General features: G+C 58.9%; 19 protein-coding genes and 1 tRNA gene. 15 read left to right on the top strand and 5 right to left on the bottom strand.

The window, feature by feature from the left end; translation table 11 throughout:
• The first annotated feature begins 54 nt into the window (after window positions 1–54).
• From KZ772_RS09840 to KZ772_RS09780, 13 genes are all read left to right on the top strand, one after another.
• The gene (locus tag KZ772_RS09840) at window positions 55–1,620 is read left to right on the top strand and encodes an aspartate aminotransferase family protein (protein WP_290536415.1); all 1,566 of its coding nucleotides are present in this window, start codon (window positions 55–57) and stop codon (window positions 1,618–1,620) included.
• The gene (locus tag KZ772_RS09835; RefSeq protein WP_290536414.1) at window positions 1,613–2,941 is read left to right on the top strand and encodes a SidA/IucD/PvdA family monooxygenase; all 1,329 of its coding nucleotides are present in this window, start codon (window positions 1,613–1,615) and stop codon (window positions 2,939–2,941) included. Before KZ772_RS09840 ends, KZ772_RS09835 begins: the two co-directional genes overlap by 8 nt.
• The gene (locus tag KZ772_RS09830; protein ID WP_290536413.1) at window positions 2,941–4,143 is read left to right on the top strand and encodes an MFS transporter; all 1,203 of its coding nucleotides are present in this window, start codon (window positions 2,941–2,943) and stop codon (window positions 4,141–4,143) included. Before KZ772_RS09835 ends, KZ772_RS09830 begins: the two co-directional genes overlap by 1 nt.
• Window positions 4,140–6,560, top strand: coding sequence for a GNAT family N-acetyltransferase (locus KZ772_RS09825; protein ID WP_290536412.1), 2,421 nt, complete (start codon window positions 4,140–4,142; stop codon window positions 6,558–6,560). Before KZ772_RS09830 ends, KZ772_RS09825 begins: the two co-directional genes overlap by 4 nt.
• Before the next feature lie 538 nt (window positions 6,561–7,098).
• Complete coding sequence (locus tag KZ772_RS09820; protein WP_290536411.1) at window positions 7,099–8,418, top strand: integrase family protein; 1,320 nt, start codon at window positions 7,099–7,101, stop codon at window positions 8,416–8,418.
• Between the two features lie 11 nt (window positions 8,419–8,429).
• Window positions 8,430–9,113: a hypothetical protein gene (locus KZ772_RS09815; RefSeq protein ID WP_290536410.1), complete on the top strand. Its 684-nt coding sequence runs from the start codon at window positions 8,430–8,432 to the stop codon at window positions 9,111–9,113.
• Window positions 9,110–9,640 (top strand): hypothetical protein, encoded by a 531-nt coding sequence (locus tag KZ772_RS09810; protein WP_290536409.1) that lies wholly within the window; start codon window positions 9,110–9,112, stop codon window positions 9,638–9,640. The genes KZ772_RS09815 and KZ772_RS09810 overlap by 4 nt, the downstream gene beginning before the upstream one ends.
• Before the next feature lie 35 nt (window positions 9,641–9,675).
• Window positions 9,676–10,617 (top strand): IS5 family transposase, encoded by a 942-nt coding sequence (locus KZ772_RS09805; RefSeq protein WP_290536408.1) that lies wholly within the window; start codon window positions 9,676–9,678, stop codon window positions 10,615–10,617.
• A 398-nt stretch (window positions 10,618–11,015) separates the two neighbouring features.
• Window positions 11,016–11,213 (top strand): hypothetical protein, encoded by a 198-nt coding sequence (locus KZ772_RS09800; protein WP_290536407.1) that lies wholly within the window; start codon window positions 11,016–11,018, stop codon window positions 11,211–11,213.
• On the top strand, window positions 11,210–11,581 hold the full coding sequence (locus KZ772_RS09795) for a hypothetical protein (protein ID WP_290536406.1): 372 nt from the start codon (window positions 11,210–11,212) through the stop codon (window positions 11,579–11,581). The genes KZ772_RS09800 and KZ772_RS09795 overlap by 4 nt, the downstream gene beginning before the upstream one ends.
• Before the next feature lie 617 nt (window positions 11,582–12,198).
• Window positions 12,199–12,603 carry a DUF5681 domain-containing protein gene (locus tag KZ772_RS09790; protein WP_290536405.1) on the top strand — a complete coding sequence of 135 codons (405 nt, stop codon included), beginning with the start codon at window positions 12,199–12,201 and terminating at the stop codon, window positions 12,601–12,603.
• Window positions 12,600–12,848 (top strand): hypothetical protein, encoded by a 249-nt coding sequence (locus KZ772_RS09785; protein WP_290536404.1) that lies wholly within the window; start codon window positions 12,600–12,602, stop codon window positions 12,846–12,848. Before KZ772_RS09790 ends, KZ772_RS09785 begins: the two co-directional genes overlap by 4 nt.
• Window positions 12,845–13,111: a hypothetical protein gene (locus tag KZ772_RS09780; RefSeq protein WP_290536403.1), complete on the top strand. Its 267-nt coding sequence runs from the start codon at window positions 12,845–12,847 to the stop codon at window positions 13,109–13,111. The genes KZ772_RS09785 and KZ772_RS09780 overlap by 4 nt, the downstream gene beginning before the upstream one ends.
• Before the next feature lie 323 nt (window positions 13,112–13,434).
• Here KZ772_RS09780 and KZ772_RS09775 read toward each other — a convergent pair.
• The 4 genes from KZ772_RS09775 to KZ772_RS09760 form a co-directional block, all read right to left on the bottom strand.
• Window positions 13,435–13,510, bottom strand: a tRNA-Phe gene (locus tag KZ772_RS09775).
• A 53-nt stretch (window positions 13,511–13,563) separates the two neighbouring features.
• Window positions 13,564–13,848 carry an oxidative damage protection protein gene (locus tag KZ772_RS09770; protein WP_290511190.1) on the bottom strand — a complete coding sequence of 95 codons (285 nt, stop codon included), beginning with the start codon at window positions 13,846–13,848 and terminating at the stop codon, window positions 13,564–13,566.
• A gap of 34 nt (window positions 13,849–13,882) precedes the next feature.
• The gene (gene mutY, locus KZ772_RS09765; protein WP_290536402.1) at window positions 13,883–14,962 is read right to left on the bottom strand and encodes an A/G-specific adenine glycosylase; all 1,080 of its coding nucleotides are present in this window, start codon (window positions 14,960–14,962) and stop codon (window positions 13,883–13,885) included.
• Between the two features lie 111 nt (window positions 14,963–15,073).
• Window positions 15,074–17,284 carry an AsmA family protein gene (locus tag KZ772_RS09760; protein ID WP_290536401.1) on the bottom strand — a complete coding sequence of 737 codons (2,211 nt, stop codon included), beginning with the start codon at window positions 17,282–17,284 and terminating at the stop codon, window positions 15,074–15,076.
• Window positions 17,285–17,462: 178 nt separating this feature from the next.
• Here KZ772_RS09760 and KZ772_RS09755 point away from each other — a divergent pair, with 178 nt between their 5' ends.
• Window positions 17,463–19,328 (top strand): sensor histidine kinase, encoded by a 1,866-nt coding sequence (locus KZ772_RS09755; RefSeq protein WP_290536400.1) that lies wholly within the window; start codon window positions 17,463–17,465, stop codon window positions 19,326–19,328.
• Window positions 19,329–19,350: 22 nt separating this feature from the next.
• Here KZ772_RS09755 and KZ772_RS09750 read toward each other — a convergent pair whose 3' ends face one another.
• On the bottom strand, window positions 19,351–19,668 hold the full coding sequence (locus KZ772_RS09750) for an acetyl-CoA sensor PanZ family protein (RefSeq protein ID WP_290536399.1): 318 nt from the start codon (window positions 19,666–19,668) through the stop codon (window positions 19,351–19,353).
• 80 nt (window positions 19,669–19,748) lie between these two features.
• Here KZ772_RS09750 and hisB point away from each other — a divergent pair, with 80 nt between their 5' ends.
• Window positions 19,749–20,354, top strand: a complete 606-nt coding sequence (gene hisB, locus KZ772_RS09745) for an imidazoleglycerol-phosphate dehydratase HisB (protein WP_290536398.1) — start codon at window positions 19,749–19,751, stop codon at window positions 20,352–20,354.

Genomic DNA, 20,354 nt, shown 5'->3' with positions numbered 1-20,354 from the left:
GCCCCGTCATGTCTTTCTCTTTTGACACGTTACCCGACAAGCTAAGGATACATCATGAGTGATCAAGCTGTGCCGTTCATGCCGTCCAGACCCGACGGCAGCGGGACTGCCGAGCCGTTTCCCGTTTTTGGTGACTTCAGCGTGAGTGATTACCGCCAGGGCATGCAGGCAGTTATGGATTTGCTGCAGCATCGGCTGGAGGTCACGACCGGTCCATTCAGCGGCATTCGCCCAGGCGAGCTGGCGCCGTTGTTCAGCCGTGTGGATCTGGATTGCCCTCTTGGCAATCTGGAACAGGCTTTGGTCGAGGTGGATGACCTGTACCTGCGTGATGCAGTGTATTTCCATCATCCCCGTTACCTGGCCCATCTGAATTGTCCGGTCACCCTGCCGGCGGTGCTGGCCGAAGCGATTCAGAGTGGCGTGAACACGGCGGTGGAAACCTGGGATCAGAGTGCCGGCGCCACCCTGATCGAGCAGGCGCTGGTAGACTGGACCGCAAAACGGATCGGGCTGGGTGAAGAGGCGGATGGCGTTTTTACCACAGGAGGCACCCAGTCCAACCTGATGGCCATGCTGCTGGCCAGGGACCATTTCTGTCAGCGCCGTTGGCATCACTGCACCCGTGAACAGGGCCTTCCTTCGGAATCCAGTCGGTTACGCATCTTCGCCTCTGAAATGAGCCATTTCAGTGTCCAGAAGGCGGCCTCCCTGTTGGGGCTGGGCTATCAGGCGGTGGTGCCGGTGCAGAGCGACCGTTACTACCGCATGGACCCGCAAGCCCTGGAAGCGGCCATCCTCCGGTGCAAGGCTGAGGGCGACTATCCGCTGGCGGTGGTGGCCACCGCCGGCACCACGGATTTTGGCAGTATTGATCCGCTGCCGGCCACCAGTGCTCTTTGCCGGGCCCATGACATCTGGTTCCACGTGGATGCGGCCTACGGCTGCGGTCTGCTCAACTCCCGTCGCCACCGGCACTGCCTTGATGGCATTGAGCAGGCCGACTCGGTGACGGTGGATTACCACAAGAGTTTCTTTCAGCCCGTCAGTTGCAGTGCCCTGCTGGTGCGTAATCGCCATCACCTGTCCTGCGTCACCTGGCATGCGGATTACCTGAACCCCTTCTGTGCCCGGCAGGAAGGCCCCCCGAATCTGGTGGACAAGAGCCTGCAGACGACCCGGCGGTTTGATGCCCTCAAGCTGTGGCTGACGCTGCGCACGGTGGGGGCGGATGCCCTGGGGGAGGCGTTCGATACGGTCATCCAGCGTGCCCGTCAGGCCTATCTGTTATTGCTGTCGGAGCCGGATATCCAGGTGATACACCAGCCTCAGCTGAGCACCCTGGTGTTTCGCTATCAGCCTGCCGGTGTTGATGATCAGACGCTTAACCGGATCAATCCGGCCATTCGCAGCGACATCATGCGCTCGGGCAAAGCGATGATCGCCGGGACCCGCGTTCATGACCGTCAATATCTCAAGTTTACCCTGCTGAACCCGCAGACCGGTCTGGCGGACATTCGTGCCATCGTGGAGTTGATCAAGCAATACGGCGGCCAGCAGTTGGTAGCCTCAAAAGCGCACGCCTCGCAGCACGCTGAGCCGGAGGTGATCTGTGAGTGATTCCATTTATGACCTGGTCGGTATTGGCCTGGGGCCATTCAATCTCAGTCTGGCCTGTCTGGCAGAGCCGGTGGAGGGGCTGTCTTCCCTGTTTCTGGATGAAAATCCCGACTTTGACTGGCACCCCGGACTAATGATGGAAGACGTGCACCTGCAGACGCCGTTCATGTCGGATCTGGTGACCCTGGCCGACCCCACCAGCCGTTACAGTTTTCTCAATTACATCAAGCAGCAGGGTCGCCTGTACGCCTTCTACATCCGTGAAAACTTTTTCCTGTTGCGCCGTGAATACAACCAGTACTGCCAGTGGGCCGCCGGCCAGCTGAGTAATGTGGCGTTCAATCGTCATGTGTCCCGGATCGAGTTCGATGACGCCCGTGACTGCTACCGGCTGACCGTGCGCCGTAACGATAATGGCGGTCGTGAAACGGTGCTGGCGCGCAAGCTGGTCATGGGCACTGGTCCCACGCCGTCGATACCGGCCTGCTGTGAGGGGCTGGGCGAGAACGTGATCCACGCCAGCGATTACCTCAAGCACAAGGCCGAGCTGCAACAACAGGGGAGCATCACTCTGGTGGGCAGTGGCCAGAGTGCAGCAGAAATCTTTTATGACCTGCTGGAACTGGCTGGCCCGGACAGCTATCGGCTCAGTTGGCTCACCCGCTCACCGCGGTTTTTCCCACTGGAGTACACCAAACTGACTCTGGAGATGACCTCGCCGGAGTATGTGGACTATTTCCATGGTCTGCCGACGGCCAGCCGTGATCGCCTGATCGCAGAGCAGAAACAGCTCTACAAGGGGATTAACTCGGAGCTGATCAACGATATCCATGACTTGCTGTACCGCAAGCGCTTGGCAGGTGAGGTGCCGGTGGTGCTGATGACCAACTCCAGCCTGACCGGGGCACACCGTGACCGTGTCTCCAACCGGCTGGAGCTGGATTTTCATCACCATGAGCAGCAGCGTGATTTCCGGCACCAGACCTCATCACTGGTGCTGGCCACCGGCTACCAGTACCGGGAACCCTACTGTCTGGACGGTATTTCGGATCGGCTGCGCCGTGATGATCAAGACCGGCTGGACCCCCGTCGCGATTACAGCATCGACCAGCGCGGTGATGTGTTTATCCAGAACGGCCCGCTGCATAGCCACGGTTTTGTCACCCCGGATCTGGGCATGGCTTGCTATCGCAACGCCTGCATCCTGCGTGCGGTTACCGGCCGTGAACCCTACAGGGTGGAAAAACGGATTGCCTTCCAGGAGTTCGGTGTGCCGGAAGCGAGCGATGTCGTGCTGGAAGCCCGGCGGGAGAGCGCGTAATGAGACCCATGAAATTCTGGCTGATCGCCATGACGCTGGCCGCGGTGGTCAGCGATACCATGCTGCTGCCGTTCTACCCGCAGTTTTTCGAGCGCGTGTTCGGCATTACCGACCCCAACTATGTGGGAGCCTACATCGCTGCCTGTTGCGCGGTCGTGATGCTTGCCTTTCCCTTCTGGGCTCGGGTCGCCCGACGGATTCCGGTGCTTCAGTTGCTGGTTTATACCCAGTTGGCTGCCGGGTTGTTCAGCGTACTTTGCTGGGCGGCGCCGTCGGCCACCGCGTTCTGGTTGTTGTCGTTGACCATGCTGGTGTTCAAGGGCAGCTACCTGCTGGTGTATCCGCTGCTGATGAGTCAGGAAGCACCGGACGGCCATGGTCGCACCATCGGTCTGTTGTCCGTGGTAGTGCATTTTGGTGCCATCTTCGGCGCGCTTCTGGGGGGCTCGGTACTGCAGTTCTTCGAGCCGCGCCAGGTTTACCTGCTGATGACGTTTGGCGACCTGTTCCAGATCCTGGTGTGCCTCTACCTGCTCCGTCAGAAAACCTCGCAAGCTCCCCGCGCCAGCGATGAAGCCGAAGGCGCGGCGCATCCCCTGGCCTGGCCGGTAATTCTGCGTCTCGGCAGTGTCATGTTCCTGTTCTACTTTGCGATTTACCTCACCCGTCCCTTTTTCGCCCGTTACTGGGAGGCATTGTCCGGTAACTCCAGCGAGGTGCTGGCCGGGGCGATCTTTGCTCTGCCCGGTGCGGTGGCGGTGCTGGTGCTGTGGCTGGATTACCGCCGTGGCCACAGTGGTGATGCCAAGGGGGTGCTGCTGCCGGCCATGGCGCTTTGTGCCCTCGGGCTGATGCTGCAAGCCAGCGGCAGCATGGTGCTGGTGCTGGCCGGGCGGCTTCTTTACGGCTGGGGGTTGTTCCGCGCCACAGTGGGGCTGGACCAGTTGCTTTATGTGCTGAGTCGCCCGGCCAGCTATGCCGCTGATTTCAGCAAGATCAGTGTCTTCCAGAACCTGGGCGTGCTGGTGTCGTCCTTTGCGACCGGTGCCCTGGTGGCCTTTGCCGGTCCCCGTCCGACCTTCCTGGCCGGGGCGCTGGGGCTTGCCTTGACCCTGGTGCTTTATCTGGTGTTGGTGCGCCCGCTTTTCTCGTCGTCCCGTAATGCCTCATTTCTTTCTGCGCTTTCCCGGAGTGAAACATGACAAGCAAGACCCCGTTTTCTGTTGATATTACCGGCTTTGGCCGTTTCCACATCCGTGCTGTGCAGGTGCCGGATGATATTGCGCTGATCCACCACTGGCTGAGCAGTGAGCATGCTCGCTACTGGGGAATGCAGGACATGAATGAAAACCAACTGGCGGATTTTTATCGTCAGTTACCTGAGTCGGGCACCGGTGAGGGGTTTCTTGGTTTCCATGAAGGGCGCCCGGTGTGCCTGATCGAGAGTTACGATCCCCGTCGCGATCCGGTGGGAGCCCATTATCCGGTGCAGCCTGGTGATCGCGGCATGCACGTGCTGGTGGCGCCCAGCCGGACACCGGTATCCGGTTTCACCCGTGCCGTTTTTGCCGGGGTCATGGACTTCATGTTCCGGGATCAGGGGGCGCGGCGGGTGGTTGTGGAGCCGGATGAACGCAATGAGCGCATTCACACCCTGAACCGGTTTGGCGGTTTTGTGTACGCCAATACCATTAAGCTGGATACCAAGGTGGCGGCCCTGGCCTTCTGTTGCCGTGAGCAGTTCCTGGATTCCCCGGCCGCCATGCTGATCGCGGCACGGCGGGAAACCTGCGGGGATCTGTTGCGTCTTGCCCCGCAGCGCGCGGCAGCTCATCTGTCGCCGGCGGTCTGGGAACAGGTCAACCGGGTGCAGATCCGCAAGAGCCTGGCAGAGCTGGCCCATGAGCGTCTGCTGACGCCGCAACCCGTTGCAGGGGAAGCGGGGGTCTACACGGTTCACACTGACAAGGAAGGCATTGTCTACCGTTTTCGGGCTCGCCGCCTGGCACTGAACCACTGGCTGGTGGAGCCCGGCAGCATCGAAAAAACCGTGGATGGGGAGCCGGCCTTGCTGGATGCCCTGGCCATGATCATCGAGTTGCAACACACCCTGGGCATCCGCGAGGCCATGATGCCGACCTACATGGAGGAAATCGCCAGCACCCTGTATGGCAGTGCCTACAAGTTGCAACGGCCGGTGCCGGATGCGGAAGGCCTGGTGGATGCGGATTTCCAGCAGATTGAAGCCACCATGAGCGAAGGCCACCCCTGCTTTCTCGCCAATAATGGTCGTATTGGTTTTGATGTACTGGACTACCCGTCCTACACCCCGGAAGCCGGCTCGCCGGTGCAGTTGATCTGGCTCGCAGCGCACCGGGACTACACAGTGTTTGCCGCCAAGGAGGGGCTGGACTACGAGGCGTTGATGACCCATGAACTGGGTGAGGGCCAGCGGCTGGCGTTTGATGCCATGCTCCGCGAGCAGGGCGTAAAACCCAGGGACTACCACCTGATCCCGGTCCATCCCTGGCAGTGGTATAACAAGCTGGCAAGCGTATTTTCCGCTGATCTGGCCGAGCGCAAGCTGATTTGCCTGGGCAAGGGGGAAGACCGTTACCAGGCGCAGCAGTCCATCCGTACTTTTTATAACCTGGACCAGCCGGAAAAGCGTTACGTGAAAACGGCCATTTCCGTACTCAATATGGGCTTCATGCGAGGCCTGTCGCCGTATTACATGAGCACCACGCCAGCGATCAATGACTTCCTGCATGGTTTGGTCAACCAGGATCCGGAACTGGCCGATACCGGCTTCACACTGCTGCGGGAAGTGGCGGGCGTGGGGTATCGGCAGCGTCATTTCGAGGAGGCGGTGGATCAGTACAGTGCCTATCGCAAGATGCTGTCGGCCCTGTGGCGGGAAAGCCCGCTGGATCTGCTGGAAGAGGGGGAAGGGCTGATGACCATGGCGGCACTGCTGCATGTGGATAGCAATGGTCAGGCCTTGCTGCCGGCCCTGATTCGCCGTTCGGGCATGACGCCGCAGGCCTGGCTGGCCGAGTACCTGCGCTGTTATTTACGCCCGTTGATGCATTGCTTTTACCAGCATGATCTGGTGTTCATGCCCCACGGGGAAAACCTGATCATGGTGATGAAAGACGGGGTGCCCCGGCGCGCCATCATGAAAGACATCGCCGAGGAATGCGCCATTCTCAATACCGAGGTGATGCTGGCGGACAAGATCCGGCGGCTGGCCGTGGACGTGCCTGAAGACCTGAAAGTGCTGTCACTGCTGACCGATGTGTTCGACTGCTTCTTCCGCTTTATGGCGGCGATTCTGGTGGAGCATGAAGTGATGGAAGAGGACAGCTTCTGGGCCCAGGTGGCGGAATGCGTGCATGCCTATCAGGCGGATCATCCACAACTGGCCGATAAATTTGCCCGCCATGACCTCTTTGCCCCGGAATTCACCCTGTCATGCCTCAACCGGCTGCAGCTGGCCAATAACCAGCAGATGGTGGACCTGGCCGATCCGGCCAGTGCGCTACAGTTTGCAGGTACCCTGGTGAACCCTATCGCCCGCTGGGCAAGGGTGCCGGAAAAGCAGGCAGAGAGCGCTTGAGAGCACGGTCCGCCGTGGATGCTGTTTCCGTGAGGGTTTTCCCTTGCGGGAGCAGGATGGTGCAGGGAATGAGAAATAGGGGCTGCGGGGCGTAATGGCCAGAGCCGGTCTCTGGGGGCGCAGCGCTATTCATTGCAATGAGCCGCCAGCCGGGCATGACAGAGGGGAACCAAAAAAGGCCTCGCGATGCGAGGCCTTTTGATATCTGGTGCCCGGAGGCGGAATCGAACCACCGACACGGGGATTTTCAATCCATATCGAGGGGGTGTTTGGTGGCGTTAATTTGCGCCTATTTTTCCTTGATAATCAGTACACTGCCTTTAAAAGCAACGCCTTGTCTTAACCCTTGTTAACCCCTTTCAATTAGCAGAAAATTCCTACACAGTTCCTACATGGCTCCTACATGAAATTTAGGGGCGTATTTCTGCGGAAATAGAGCGGCTCTCGTAAAAGCAGTTTTTTGAGTCCAAAAAAGAAAGCCCCGGAGGTGCGGCAACACCCCCAGGGCTGACCAAAGGGCAATATGGAGGATTCCCCCTTGGCACAGGCAAAGCGTACACCAAACCGCACCCATTTCACCCCTGAGCGTATCCGCAAGGCGAAGTGCCCACAGGGCCGCCAGCAACTGCTGGTCTGGGATGACGACCCCCGCAGTCTGGGGCTGCGTGTCACGGCCAGTGGCGCAAAGTCCTATGTGTTCGAGTTCCGGTTACATGGCAGGAACGGGCGCACCACCATTGGGTCAATCGAGGCGTGGGACATTGCCGCCGCCAGAGCGGAAGCACGCCGGTTACAGGTGCTGGTGGATTCCGGCACAGACCCCCGCGACGAAAAGGCCGCACAGGCTCGCCAGAAAGAGCGAGAGCGCCACGAGAAGCAACGGCAGGCCGTTACCCTTGGTGAGTTGTGGCCGGAGTACGTGGAGGCAAACAGCAAGCACTGGAGCGAGAACCACCAGAAAGACCACCAGAAGGCGATACAGACGCCGGGGCTGCCGCGCCAGCGTTCCAAGCTGAAAACCAAGGCGGGGCCGCTGTATGCGCTTGCTGATGTGCGCCTGGTAGACCTGACGCCGGATCGGCTGGAGCGCTGGTTGCTGGAAGAATCCAAGAGCAGGCCCACGGCGGTGGGTCGCGCCTTTCGGTTGCTGCGGGCGTTCCTTCACTGGTGCGAGGATCAGCCCCGGTATCAGGGACTGGCGGCCCCGTCGGATGTGCTTACCAAGAAAGTGCGCAAGGCGGTGGCTTCTCCCAAGGCCAAGACGGATTGCCTACAGAAAGAGATGCTGGCGGACTGGTTCAAGGCTGTTGGCCAGCATGAAAACCCGGTTGTGACCGCCTATCTGGAAGCCCTGTTGCTTACCGGAGCCCGCCGCGAAGAAATGGCCCGGTTGAAATGGGCCGATGTGGATTTCCGGTGGCGGAGCCTGACCCTTGGCGACAAGGTAGAGGGCGAGCGCGTTATTCCCCTGACCCCCTATCTGGCCAGCAAGCTATACGCACTGCCCCGCCGCAATGAGTGGGTATTCAGTAGCGCCACGTCTGAATCCGGCAGGCTCACGGATGTTTACCGCGCTCACCAGCGTGCGGTGGCCATGGCTGGGCTGCCCCATACCACCTTTCACGGCTTGCGCCGTTCCTTCGGCACCTTGGCGGAATGGATGGAATGCCCGGTGGGCATCGTGGCGCAAATTCAGGGCCACAAGCCAAGCGCCCTTGCCGAAAAGCACTACCGCCAGCGCCCCCTGGATCTGTTGCGAAAGTGGCACACCAGTATCGAGAGCTGGATTCTGGAACAGGCCGGGCTGGAGCAGCCAGACCCCAAGGCGAAGTTGAAAAAACTGGGGCTGGCCAGCTAGGGAGGTAAAGCATGGAAGCAAAGCCGCGTGTGGTGCGCTTGGGAAGGAAGCAATACCGGGCGTTTTTCGAGGTCGTGAAGCGGGAGACTGGTGCGGTATTGGCTGTTATGTCGGCTGCTGAGATGGGAGGTTGCTGGGGGATGTATAACCCGATGGCGGTGCCTGTCCAGATAGACGCTAAAGACCCTAATTCAATGTTTGCTGAGAAGGCGGCCATTACCCTGGCGGACCGGATCAATGTGAGGCGTTTGAAGTCGGCAAAGCGGCCAGAAATGGATTGGCATTCCGTACCTGATGACAAGGTGTATGAGTTTGTTTTGTGGCATGAGATCGGCCACAGGATGAACAACTTTTATATCCCAGATGTGTGGCGGGCGGTTGATGGTCTTGAGCGCGGCGGCATGGAGCTGTTTGGGAGGGCGAAGCGAGCCAATGAGGTGCTGGCGGATCGGTACGCCTGGGGGCGCTTGTTTCCAGATAGAAGGTTTCCGGTGCGTGGGGATTTGCCGAGAGAGCAATGCCGCGAGCTGAGTCGAGATATTGAGCATATCAGCACCCTTGTTGAGCTGAGGGAGATTCGTCCGCCAGCGCTTCCTCTTGGTCAGTACGATTACGTTCCCTTGAGTATGCTGAAAAGCGACAGGCTGGCTGCTTACGTTGGCCCTGACGCCGCAATGAGAGAGGTGGCGGCATGAGTCATTGGGAGGAAAGCGACGAATACAGGCGGGATCTTGAACAGTTGGATTGGGAGCGTGAAATATCCCGGCGCAATGGCTTTGAGATTGATTTGGCGCTTGATACTGCTGGGCAAGTGAGAATAGAGGTACGTCATGCTGTGCCTGGTTGGGCAGGCTGGGAGCTCTCAATGGTTTTACATGAGTTGGTCTATGAGTGGATGAAAAAACGTAACCCATACCATCTAGATTTGGCTTCAGCATGTTGCCTTCAGCATGGCGTGCCGCCCACTCCCACTCTATGGCGGCTAATGGGGGAGCTGGCGCAGATGAGGGTCAATGGTGAAGCACCAGCAGGTACGCCTGAGAAGGTTCTAAACGACAAGGCCAGACAAAGCACCCTGATTCTGATGGCGAACCTGATTTTTCATGGTGCTACCGACAATGTGGCGGCTAGCAAAGCGGCAAAAAATCATGCCGACCGCTACCCAGGACTAAAGCAGTACAAAGCTAGGGAACCTCTGAAAAACTCCCCGACTTTGCCATAATCAGGGCTTTCTATCAGCCACTTTCCGGGAATGCCATGAGCCAGCTGACTTTTGCCGAAGCCGAATATGAACACAAGAAGCGCAAGACCCGGCGGGAAGTGTTCCTTGAGAAGTTGGATCAGTTGCTACCCTGGAAGGCGCTGGAGTCCACGATTGCGGTCTATTCCGCCTCTGGCAGCACTGGCCGGCCGCCGTATGCGCTATCGAGCATGCTTCGCATTCATGTCATGCAGATCATCTACAACCTGAGTGATCCGGCGATGGAAGATGCCTTGTATGAGATCGAGTCTATGCGCCGTTTCGCAGGGATTCGGCTCTCTCGGGTTCCTGATGAGACAACGATCCTGAACTTCCGGCACCTGCTGGAGCAGCACACTCTTGGCAAGAAGCTGTTCAAGAAGATCAACCGTCAGTTGGCACGACATGGCCTGATGGTTCGGGAAGGCAGCATCGTTGATGCGACGATTATCGAAGCGCCCAGCTCGACGAAGAACAAAGGTAAGGCTCGTGATCCGGAGATGCACCAGACCAAGAAAGGCAATCAATGGCACTTTGGCATGAAGTGCCATATTGGCGTCGATGACACGGTGGGTCTGATTCATAGCCTTGCCACTACCGCCGCGAATGAGCATGACCTGACGGCATCAGACCAGCTTTTGCATGGCAAAGAGAAACGTGTCTGGGGAGACGCGGGTTATTGCGGTATCGAGAAACGCGAAGAGCACAAGAACCGTAAAGTGGATTGGTTTATCGCTGAGCGTCCTGGTAAGCGCTCCACGATGTCGAAGGTTGCGCTGGAATGCGAAACCATCAAAGCCAGCGTACGTGCCAAAGTGGAACATCCCTTCCGAGTGATCAAAGGCATGTTCGGTTACAGCAAGGTTCGCTACCGGGGTCTGGCGAAAAATACCAACCGGCTCTATCTCCTGGCGGGGCTGCACAACCTGTTGAGGGTGAAACGGGTGCTGCTGCCCTAGGGGCAGTGCGCCTGATTGCCGCTAAAGTGCGGCAATCAGGCGAAAAAATGAACACTCAAGAGTGAATTGTGGCCTGAATTTGATGGCAGAAGCCTGTTGATCATCGTAAAGGCGAAAAAAGCGAGTTATTCAGACCTTCCCTAGCACCTTGCTGAAGGAGTATGCCGCACGGTTCAGAAAGACAGGGTTTCAGGATGAGCTATTTGCTGTTTGGGAAAAGCACCAAGATGAAGCCGTTAGACAGCAATGGCAGAAAATCCTTTCTGAATTGGATGATGCGGATGATGAAATGAAGGGGAGTCGGAGATAGGGGAAAAAAAGAATTTGGATTTTTCCCCTCCCATTTTGTTTGGTATGTGAAGAATAAAGGGCGGACTAACGAATTGGAGTTCGCTCAAATGAAAGTAAATCAATCCAACGGCCTAACCACGGTTCAATTCGGCGCACAAATCGGCATCAAGCCTGAATCCATCCGTGTGCGCCTCTGCCAGACCGGCAGTTACTTCGGTGTTACCCCTCGCAAACTTCCCAATGGGCGGTTGTTGTGGCCCGCTGATGCGGCGGAACAGTTGCTGGGAGAGGAGGGCGCGGCATGAGAGAGAATCGGCCCGCCCCCGCTGCGAACGGGGACAAGACCAAACCGAAGCAAGCCAATGATACTGCGCCCCGCAAGCCGGGGAAACAGGCCCGCATCCTGCTGGTGTTCTATCGCGGCCACAGCCTCCACCGTTTCGAGGCTGAACATATTGGCGACCACTGCCTACACTCCACCATAAGCGCCCTGTTTAACGGTTACGGGCTGGTGTTCGACCGTGAGCGCGTGAAGGTGCCTAACCGTTTCGGAACGCAAACCACCGTGACAGAGTACCGCCTGGCTGGATCTTCCAGAGAGAAAGCGGCCCGGCTTTTGAGTCGCTGGGGTGTGCCGGTTGATCCGCCAGCACCTGAGCAGGCTACAGGCTGAGCAGTATGGCAAGGCAGAGGAAGGCCAAAGGGCCGCCCGGTGGCTTTGCTGGTATCCCGCGCATAGTTATCGAGCATCCTGATTTTCGCGGGGTATCGAGTACGGCCAAGGTGGTGCTGCTGGTGCTTGCGTATCAATACCGGGGCGGCAATAACGGAGACCTGAGCGCAGCCCCCAGCTTGCTAAAGGGCTGGGGCATCGCTTCCAAGGTTACAGTGAATAAGGCCATTCAGGAGTTGATGCTGGCCCGGTTAATTATTCGTACCCGAGAGGGGCGGTTTATGAACCCTGGAGGGCGGTGCGCATTGTACGCACTGAGCTGGCAGCCCATTGATGAATGCCAAGGTAAGCATGATGCGCAGCCGACCACTACGCCCCCTCGAAAATTTACATTGGAGCGGCGGCCATGAACAAAACGCCCGGCACAGAAAATGACCCTAGTGGTATCAAAAAATGTACCCAAACGCTGAAAAAGCAACCAATTTTCAGCCCTAAAAAGGGGGCGTGGTATCAAAAAATGAACCGATGGCGTGTCCAGCCTGGTACAGAAAATGAACCCCTTATTAAGTTACCAAGGGGTAGGGGTGTTTTCTGTATCAATCAGGGAGGTATCAGGCATGGCGAAATTTAAGCGCGGCCAGTCCGGCAACCCGGCAGGCAAGCCCAGGGGAGCCCGCAGCCGCTTCACCAAGATGCGCGAGAAGCTGGAGGCCGACTTGCCTGACCTGCTGGACGCCACCAAGCAAGCGGCGCTGGCTGGTGACATGACGGCCATGCGCTTGCTGTTGGAGCGTACCTTGCCGCCACAGAAAGCCACGGCAGCCACGGTGAGTATACCCGCGCTGGAAAAGGCGTCAGGGCTTACGGAGAAAGCGGACGTGGTGCTGGCGGCAGTGGGGCGGGGTGAGCTGCCCCCGGACGTTGGCGCGTCCCTGGTGGATGGCCTGACCCGTATGGCGAAGCTGAAAGAGCTGGATGAAATCGAGCGGCGATTACTGGCACTGGAGGAACAGCGACAATGAATACGCGAACCCTGAACCGGCTAGCCCGCCTGGAGCAAGGCGGCGGTGAACCTGTCGTGATCCTGGTGATGCGTCCCGCGGCGACCCCGCAGCCCTTCCGAGGCTACCGGGTGACCTGGCCGGACGGTGAGAACGATTACCCCGGCGAGGATCCGGCCAGCTTGAAAACGGTAATCAGAAGCGAGGCGGCGCACAGGCTGCCTGCTGGGGTGTTTGCGCTACAGGTGCGGGAGTTAGCGGCATGAAACGGTTGCGTGAACGTCTGGCGGTACTGGAGGCCACTACCGGGGAGCCCATGGAACACTGGATACATTGCTATAGCGGCCCAGGTGGTGATGGCTGGGAGTGCCTGCCGGGTAATGGGTTGTCGGCCAACGTGCTGCGCCGCCCTGGCGAGGATGGTGCCAGCCTGGAAGGCCGGGCGCGGGAGGTGATGGCGGCGCTGCGCCGGAAAGGTGGTCCGGCTGGCCCTGTAGTATATTTTTTCGGAATCGACCGCGCCCACTAGCCCCTGTCCTGAATGCCTGCCCCTTCCCCCTGTTCGCTGAACACTTACTGAACGCTCATTGAGTCCGCAGTGAAGTGACGACCACAGTGCCGAGTGCTGTCCGCACGTCATGCGGACACGGTGCGGACGAATCACGATTTATCGAGAGCGCTACCAGAGTGCTACCCGAACCCTGGTCGGGTGTGGGTTTTCGTTGGGTTACGGGGTGATGATAAGCGGGGAGGATGGAGCCAAAATCTTCAACGATTTCCTACATGGCTCCTACATGAAAAAGCCCGGCAAGAGCCGGGCTTCTCAAAAATGGCCTAAGCCATTGTTTTATATGGTGCCCGGAGGCGGAATCGAACCACCGACACGGGGATTTTCAATCCCCTGCTCTACCGACTGAGCTATCCGGGCAATCAGGGCGCGTATTAAAGCGGCTCGGGCCGGAGGCGTCAAGCCATCAGCGTTTATTTGTTCGCATCGTGAGCAGGAGGTACGTAACCCTCGGCTTTTTCGTAGTTCTCATTGTTCAGAAAACGATCACGTTGTTCATCCAGAAAGCGTTTAGCCTCCGGGTCCATCACGTTCAGGTGTTTTTCGTTGATCAGCATGGTCTGCTCGTGCAGCCACTCCTGCCAGGCCTTGCGCGATACATTGTCGAAGATGTCCTGCCCCTTGGGACCGGGAAAGGGGGGGCGCTCCAGCCCTTCCTGTTCGCTCTGGTATTTGCGGCAGAAAACCGTGCGACTCATAACGTCTCCATGGTGAGGAATGGGTATGGCAGGACTATAACATGCTCGTTTGCTTTGGGCGGTCGAGCCGACCCAGTAGTTTCTTGACCGGGGCAGCCAGCCCCAGCTCGCCGGGAGCGCTGGGGTCTACCCAGCGACCGCTGCTGTCGCGGGTGCCGATGGTTTGCACCGGGATCTCCAGCGGCGTGATATCCAGGTGGAAGTGGCTGAAGGTGTGACGAAAACCTTGCAGGGCCTGTGGTGTGTCACTGGCGTTAAGTGCGCGCTGGGCCAGGGCCTCGTCGAAAAGATCGATTGCTTCCGTCTGTGGGAAACACCAGAGGCCGCCCCAGATGCCCGATGAGGGACGGGGTTCCAGCCACACCCGGCCTTGCGCATCCCGCAGGATCAGCATCACGGTGGTGCGTACCGGCAGGGCTTTTTTCGGCTTGCGGCCGGGATAGTCCTGCGGGTTGTCATTGGCATGGGCCTGGCAGTGATTTTGTACCGGGCAGGCGCTGCAGTTCGGAGTGCCGCGGGTGCAGACGGTGGCGCCCAGATCCATCATGGCCTGGGTGTAGTCGGCCAGCCGCTGGTGGGGGGTGTAATGCTCTGCCAGTTCCCAAAGGCGGTTTTCCACCGGTTTCTTGCCGGGCCAGCCTTCCACCGCATGCAGCCGCGCCAGTACCCGCTTCACATTGCCGTCGAGGATGGCGGCGCGGATGCCACGACTCTGGGCCAGAATGGCGCCGGCGGTAGAGCGGCCGATGCCGGGCAGGGCGGCGACTTCTTCCACGGTGTGAGGGAAATCGCCATCATGCTCCGCCACCAATGTCTGGGCGCACTTGTGCAGGTTGCGGGCACGGGCGTAGTAGCCCAGCCCGGTCCACAGGTGCAGCACTTCGTCCTGGCCGGCCCTTGCCAGGTTGTGCACATCCGGGAACCGTTCCATGAACCGTTGGAAGTAGGGGATCACGGTGGTGACCTGGGTCTGCTGCAGCATGATCTCCGAGATCCACACCTGATAGGGTGTGCGCGGGTGCTGCCAGGGGAGGCTCTGGCGGCCGTGCTGATCGTACCAGGCGAGCACGGAGTCGCTGAAAGTGGTGGCATCGATAGGGGAGGGGCTACGCATGCGGCGAGTTGTACCCGGAAACGCCGGGTAGGGCAAGAGCATTGGCTTGGTTGTCTGGAGAGGGCAAGGCCGGAGCGTTTGTGGGTCGCTCCGGCCAGGTACGAACGGCAGTTAGTTGAACAGCTTTTTCAGGCCTTCTTTGAGTTGCTTGTCCACTTCTTCCTTTGCCTTATTCTTGGCTGCGTCTTTGATCACTTCCTCGGCGGTGTCACCTTCGCCTTCAATACCCAGCTTGTCCTTGAGCTTCTGCTGGGCCGCTTTGGCGGCGACTTGCTTGCCGATGTCCTTGAAGCCGGATTTGTCCGGGCCGCACCATTTTGCAGGGCTGCCGCCCAGGTTGCCTTCACAGCGCAGCGGCCAGGTGGTGCCCTCCAGATATTTGGAGGTGCCCAGTTCCGGGGACTGCATGCCGATTTTCAGATCGAAATCCTGATTGAGGATATTCATCCAGCCGTTGCCGGAGATTTCGCCTTTGCTGAGCACCGCATTGAGGCTGTCCAGATAGGCCACGTTTTTCTCCAGACGGGCCTTGCTGGTCAGATCCACGATCTTGGTGTCTTCGGACAGGGCGCTGGGCAGCTTGCCGGATTCCTGGTTGGGTATCAGGGCAGCCGCCAGGCCCTGGAACTGGCCAAGCATATCGTTCACGCCGCCCACCAGGGTCTGGTAGAGGTTGAGGCCGCGTACAGTGGCATCCGCCAGGGACATGTCGATGGTGCCTTTTGCGGAATCCATCAGCGCCTTTTCACTGTTGCCGCTGGCGCTATAACTGCCGTTCATGGCGAAGATGCCCTTGGCCAGATCATCTTCCAGTGCCAGCTGCACCAGAGGCTGGATCTGCACACTGGTGACGGTGTTGCTGGCGGTGATCTTCGGGGTCTTGCCGGAGGCATCCAGTTTGCCCCTGGCGGTGAAGCTGCCGCCCAGGGTCTCGCCGCTGGCTTCGGTAAGCTGCAGGATGCCGTTGTTGGCTGAGACCGCAAACTTCAGGTTGCTGGCGTCGATGGTGTCGTATTTCAGGCTGCCGATGCGCAGTTTGCCGTCCATGACCAGCGGACGCAGCGCATCGACCGGAATTAGTTCCGCGGTGGACAGGTTGGCGGTGCCGCCGTCCTTGCCGCCGCCGGCGGCTGCGGTGGCCGGCTCATCCGAGGAAGGTGGCATGTAGCCATCCAGGATGATCTGATCCAGTGCCAGGTCAAAGATGATCTTGCCGCTTTCCAGACTGGCCAGCCCGGCGCTGCCGCTCAGGGTGCTGTCATCCAGAGTGATCTTCAGTGGGTTGGCCATGACACTGCCTGGCTTGCCGCCCAGGGTGGCTTCCATGGCAATGTTGCTAAGCGCCTTGCTGTCGCTGGTCTCGATGGGGGCTTCACCGATGGCTTCCAGCACCTTGTTGGCGTCAAACGCTGCCGTGGCCAGTTTGCCGCTGAGCTGCATATCGCCAGTGAGAGCAGTGATGTCGATATTGCCGCGGGTTTCGGTGCCGGCGGCGGTGAGCAGCAGGTCCTTGATGGAGACAGTGTCCTCGTTGAGGTTCACGTCGAGCTTCTGCTCCAGATGGACATCCACCGGCATGGTGGTAGCGCCGGCGATGTTGGCGTCCAGTTTCATCGGATCAAGGATGAAATGGTTGGCGTCCAGATTGGCGGTGAGTGTAGTGTCCAGATTCATGTCCACGCGCATGTCGCTCTGGTCCTGATAACGCAGGGACATCTGCAGCGGGAAGGCCTCGTCCAGATTCACGTCCTGAGCATTCAGATTGAAATGCTCTACCACGATATCGGTACCGTCGCCGCTGTGGCGATAGCGCACCTTGCCGTCGGTCACGGCCACGCTGGGAATGGTCAGGGGGATATCCAGGCTGCTGCTGCCTTCCTCGTCAGCGGCGGGTGCTTCCTCCTCAGGCGTTTCCTCTGCCGCGGTTTGCGGGCCAATCTGTTCCCAGTTGGCGCCATCCGGTCCATCGGTCAGGTTCACATCCAGGCCGGCCAGGGTGATGCCGTCCATCTCCACCTGGCCGTAAAGCAGGGGAAGCACGGCAACACTGACGCTGGCGGCGTCTAGAGCCGCGAACAGCTCTTCCTCATCGGCGATGCGTGCCTCGGTGCGGCCCAGGCTGACGCCCAGCGATGGCCAGAATTGCCAAGCAAGATCGCCCTGGATATCCAGTGTCAGATTGGCCTGCTCCCTGGCCTGCTTTTCAATTTCCGGTTTGAACTCGTTGGGATCAATAACCTGCGTGATCACAAAAACGGCAATGGCCAATAGCAGAATGATGGCAAAAACTGTGATCAGCAAAATTTTTATCAAGCGTCCCATGGAGCTCTCCTTGCGTGTTGGACGATGGATCAGGATTATACCAGTCGGAAACAACTGACCATAACTTAGCATTGATGGCGTGAGTTTAGGGGAAGGACCTTTGCAAAAGTTCCAATTTTCAGTGTTGACGCTTCTGTTGATGTGGTGCGGCCTGGCAACGGCCGCACAAGGCAGGACGGTGGCACTGGCTGATGCCAGGGATAAGGTACTGCTGGGCGAGTACATGCAGGTACTGGAAGACCCGGAAGGGGACTGGACCCTGGATCAGGTACGAGACCAGTTTGCCAGCCGTTTTCGCAACAGCGAAAGCAGTGCCCTGAATTTCGGCTTCACCCGCAGCACTTTCTGGTTGCGGATCGCCGTGGATACCACCGGGGTGGAGGGTAGCTGGTTTCTGGTGGAGCGCCATCCGATCCTGGACGAGTTGACGCTTTACGCCCCTGACGGGCAGGGCAATTACAGTGCCCTGGAAGTAGGGGATACACGGGATTTTGGCCAGCGACCCATGAAACACCGGGCTTTTGTATTTGGCCTGGAAACCGAAGATCCCGGAGTGAAAGAGTATTACCTGAAGGTGCGCGGTAAAGGCGCGCTGAACATGATGCCGGTGCTTTACAGCGCCAAGGGGCTGGTGGAGTTTACTTATCTTGAGCAGTTGATGCAGGGTCTGTTTTACGGCTCCCTGGGGATCATGCTGATCTATAACCTGCTGCTCTATCTCTCCCTGCGCGACAATGTGCATCTGCATTTCGTGATGTTTCTGGGCGGGATCATTTTCTTCAATATCAATGTCAGCGGTTTTGGGCTGCAGTACCTGTGGCCGGAAACGCCCAAGATCAACGAGTACTTCTGGCTGAGTACCTATGTGATTTCCCTGGCGTTGGCACTGTATTCCCGACAGTTCCTGCAGCTGGCCCAGCGTTTCCCCCGCTATGATCGTCTTCTCAAGCATTACCTGATGCTGATCGGCGGTGCTTTCCTGCTGCAGTGGTTTATGGAGCCACCCTGGACCTACCACCTTTCCACGGTGATTGCGCTGATGACCGTAGTGCTGTTCAGCTGGCTGGGCTGGATGGTCTGGCGGCAAGGGTTTCGAGTGGCACGGCTCTATGTGCTGGCCTGGTCGGTGTTTCTGCTAACTATTTTCCTGTTTGCCATGGGCAACCTGGGCCTTATGCCCTACAGCGTATTCGTGCCTTATCTGCCGCATTTCGGCGCCCTGTGGGTGGTGGTAATGCTGTCCCTTGCCCTGGGCGACCGTATTCGTTTCCTGGAGACCGAACGCAAGCAGCTGGCCCATGAGGCACAACAGAATCTGGAGCGGCATCTGGCCGATATTGAGCAGATGAACCAGGACAAGTCCATGTTCCTGCAGTACATCAGTCACGAGCTGAATACGCCGATCAACTGGATCGGTGCGGCCGACTCCCTGGGTCAGGATGCCCAGGGTGATCAGGAGGTGGATGTCTGGGCCATGGTGCGCAAGGGGCAGCGACGGCTGACCGGTATCGTCAGCACCTCGCTGCGCTATTTCGACTTGTCCGACCGTAACCAGCCGCCTCCGGTGGGTAACTGTCAGCCGATGTGGGTGCTGGATGCGATTCTGCGTGAGCAGGCGGGGCGGATTGAGCAAAGCGGCATCGCCGTGCGCAATCGGGTGTCACCGAATCTGCGGGTCAACGCCAGTGAGGGTGAGCTTCAGGAGGTATTGTCCATTGGCCTGGATAATGCCCTGCGTTTCAGTGCCGAAGGCGGCAGTGTGGATCTTTCCAGTGAAGTGGATGTGCCCGGTGGTTACGCGGAGATTCGTATTCGGGACGAAGGCAAGGGCGCCACGGCGGAGCAGCTTGAGCATATTCTGGAGCCGTTCTTTGTGATGGGATCGCGTCACCACGAGGAAGGCTTCGGTCTGTCACTGGCCATGGCCCGGGTGATGATCGAGCAGGTGGATGGCCAGCTATGGGCGGAAAGTCCGGGGCCCGGGCAGGGCTTTACCCTGCATATCCGTCTGCCGCTCTCGGACATGCAGGCGCCGCGGGCATAACCGTTACCGCCCGGTGTACAGATCAGCGGGGTTGCTCGCATTCCCGGGGCAAGGCCAGTATCGCTCCCAGTTGTTGGCCGATAAGCCGCAGGAAGTCCTTGCCCACTCCCCGGCCCCGGGTGGCCGGGTGTACCACCACCCAGTCCAGCTCGGGCCGATCTTCTTCTACCAGCGCCACTGCCACTCGCTTGCCGTTGAAATGGGCGGCAAACAGGCGTTTGCCGCCAGCGGCCACCGCCGCGTCCAGTTTTTCCCGGTATTGTGGGTCATCGCGCAGCACTTGATCGAAGGTGGCGGCCTGTTCCGGCGATAATGGGTGGGATTCAGCACTGATCGGCATGGAATTGCTCCGCTGGTTAGGCTCTGTCAGGGTGCGTATAATAACCGGCCCACTGCCCTGGGTAACCCCTGGAGATATAGATGAGCAAGCGCAGCGCCTCTGTTGAGCGCAACACCCTGGAAACCCAGATCCAGGTCTCCATCAATCTGGATGGCACCGGCCAGTGCAAACTGGATACCGGCCTGCCGTTCCTGGAGCACATGCTGGACCAGGTGGCCCGCCATGGCCTGGTGGATATCGAGATCAAGGCCAAGGGGGATTTGCACATCGATGCCCACCACACGGTGGAAGACATCGGCATTACCTTGGGTCAGGCGTTTACCAAAGCCATTGGCGACAAGAAAGGGGTGCGCCGTTACGGCCACGCCTATGTGCCGCTTGATGAAGCCCTGTCCCGCGTGGTGCTGGACCTGTCCGGCCGTCCCGGCCTGGAAATGTTCGTGGACTTTACCCGGGGCAGCATCGGCGGCTTCGATGTGGACCTGTTCTACGAATTCTTCCAGGGGCTGGTGAACCACGCCATGATCACCCTGCACATCGATAACCTGCGCGGCAAGAACGCCCACCATCAGGCAGAGACCGTGTTCAAGGCCTTTGGCCGTGCCCTGCGCATGGCGGTGGAGCAGGATCCGCGCATGAGCGGCATTACCCCGTCCACCAAGGGCACCCTGAGCGAAAGCGAATAA

Source organism: Alcanivorax sp., from assembly GCF_019431375.1.
GTDB lineage: Bacteria > Pseudomonadota > Gammaproteobacteria > Pseudomonadales > Alcanivoracaceae > Alcanivorax > Alcanivorax jadensis_A.
Note: the sequence above shows the minus strand (reverse complement) of the source record. Positions and strands in the feature narration are given on the sequence as shown.

Bases quoted from the DNA above. Each gene is read 5' to 3' on its own strand.
- KZ772_RS09840 (WP_290536415.1), top strand. From the start codon at position 55: ATGAGTGATCAAGCTGTGCCGTTCATGCCGTCCAGACCCGACGGCAGC.
- KZ772_RS09830 (WP_290536413.1), top strand. From the start codon at position 2,941: ATGAGACCCATGAAATTCTGGCTGATCGCCATGACGCTGGCCGCGGTG.
- KZ772_RS09825 (WP_290536412.1), top strand. From the start codon at position 4,140: ATGACAAGCAAGACCCCGTTTTCTGTTGATATTACCGGCTTTGGCCGT.
- KZ772_RS09815 (WP_290536410.1), top strand. From the start codon at position 8,430: ATGGAAGCAAAGCCGCGTGTGGTGCGCTTGGGAAGGAAGCAATACCGG.
- KZ772_RS09810 (WP_290536409.1), top strand. From the start codon at position 9,110: ATGAGTCATTGGGAGGAAAGCGACGAATACAGGCGGGATCTTGAACAG.
- KZ772_RS09805 (WP_290536408.1), top strand. From the start codon at position 9,676: ATGAGCCAGCTGACTTTTGCCGAAGCCGAATATGAACACAAGAAGCGC.
- KZ772_RS09800 (WP_290536407.1), top strand. From the start codon at position 11,016: ATGAAAGTAAATCAATCCAACGGCCTAACCACGGTTCAATTCGGCGCA.
- KZ772_RS09795 (WP_290536406.1), top strand. From the start codon at position 11,210: ATGAGAGAGAATCGGCCCGCCCCCGCTGCGAACGGGGACAAGACCAAA.
- KZ772_RS09790 (WP_290536405.1), top strand. From the start codon at position 12,199: ATGGCGAAATTTAAGCGCGGCCAGTCCGGCAACCCGGCAGGCAAGCCC.
- KZ772_RS09785 (WP_290536404.1), top strand. From the start codon at position 12,600: ATGAATACGCGAACCCTGAACCGGCTAGCCCGCCTGGAGCAAGGCGGC.
- KZ772_RS09780 (WP_290536403.1), top strand. From the start codon at position 12,845: ATGAAACGGTTGCGTGAACGTCTGGCGGTACTGGAGGCCACTACCGGG.
- KZ772_RS09770 (WP_290511190.1), bottom strand. From the start codon at position 13,848: ATGAGTCGCACGGTTTTCTGCCGCAAATACCAGAGCGAACAGGAAGGG.
- mutY (WP_290536402.1), bottom strand. From the start codon at position 14,962: ATGCGTAGCCCCTCCCCTATCGATGCCACCACTTTCAGCGACTCCGTG.
- KZ772_RS09760 (WP_290536401.1), bottom strand. From the start codon at position 17,284: ATGGGACGCTTGATAAAAATTTTGCTGATCACAGTTTTTGCCATCATT.
- KZ772_RS09750 (WP_290536399.1), bottom strand. From the start codon at position 19,668: ATGCCGATCAGTGCTGAATCCCACCCATTATCGCCGGAACAGGCCGCC.
- hisB (WP_290536398.1), top strand. From the start codon at position 19,749: ATGAGCAAGCGCAGCGCCTCTGTTGAGCGCAACACCCTGGAAACCCAG.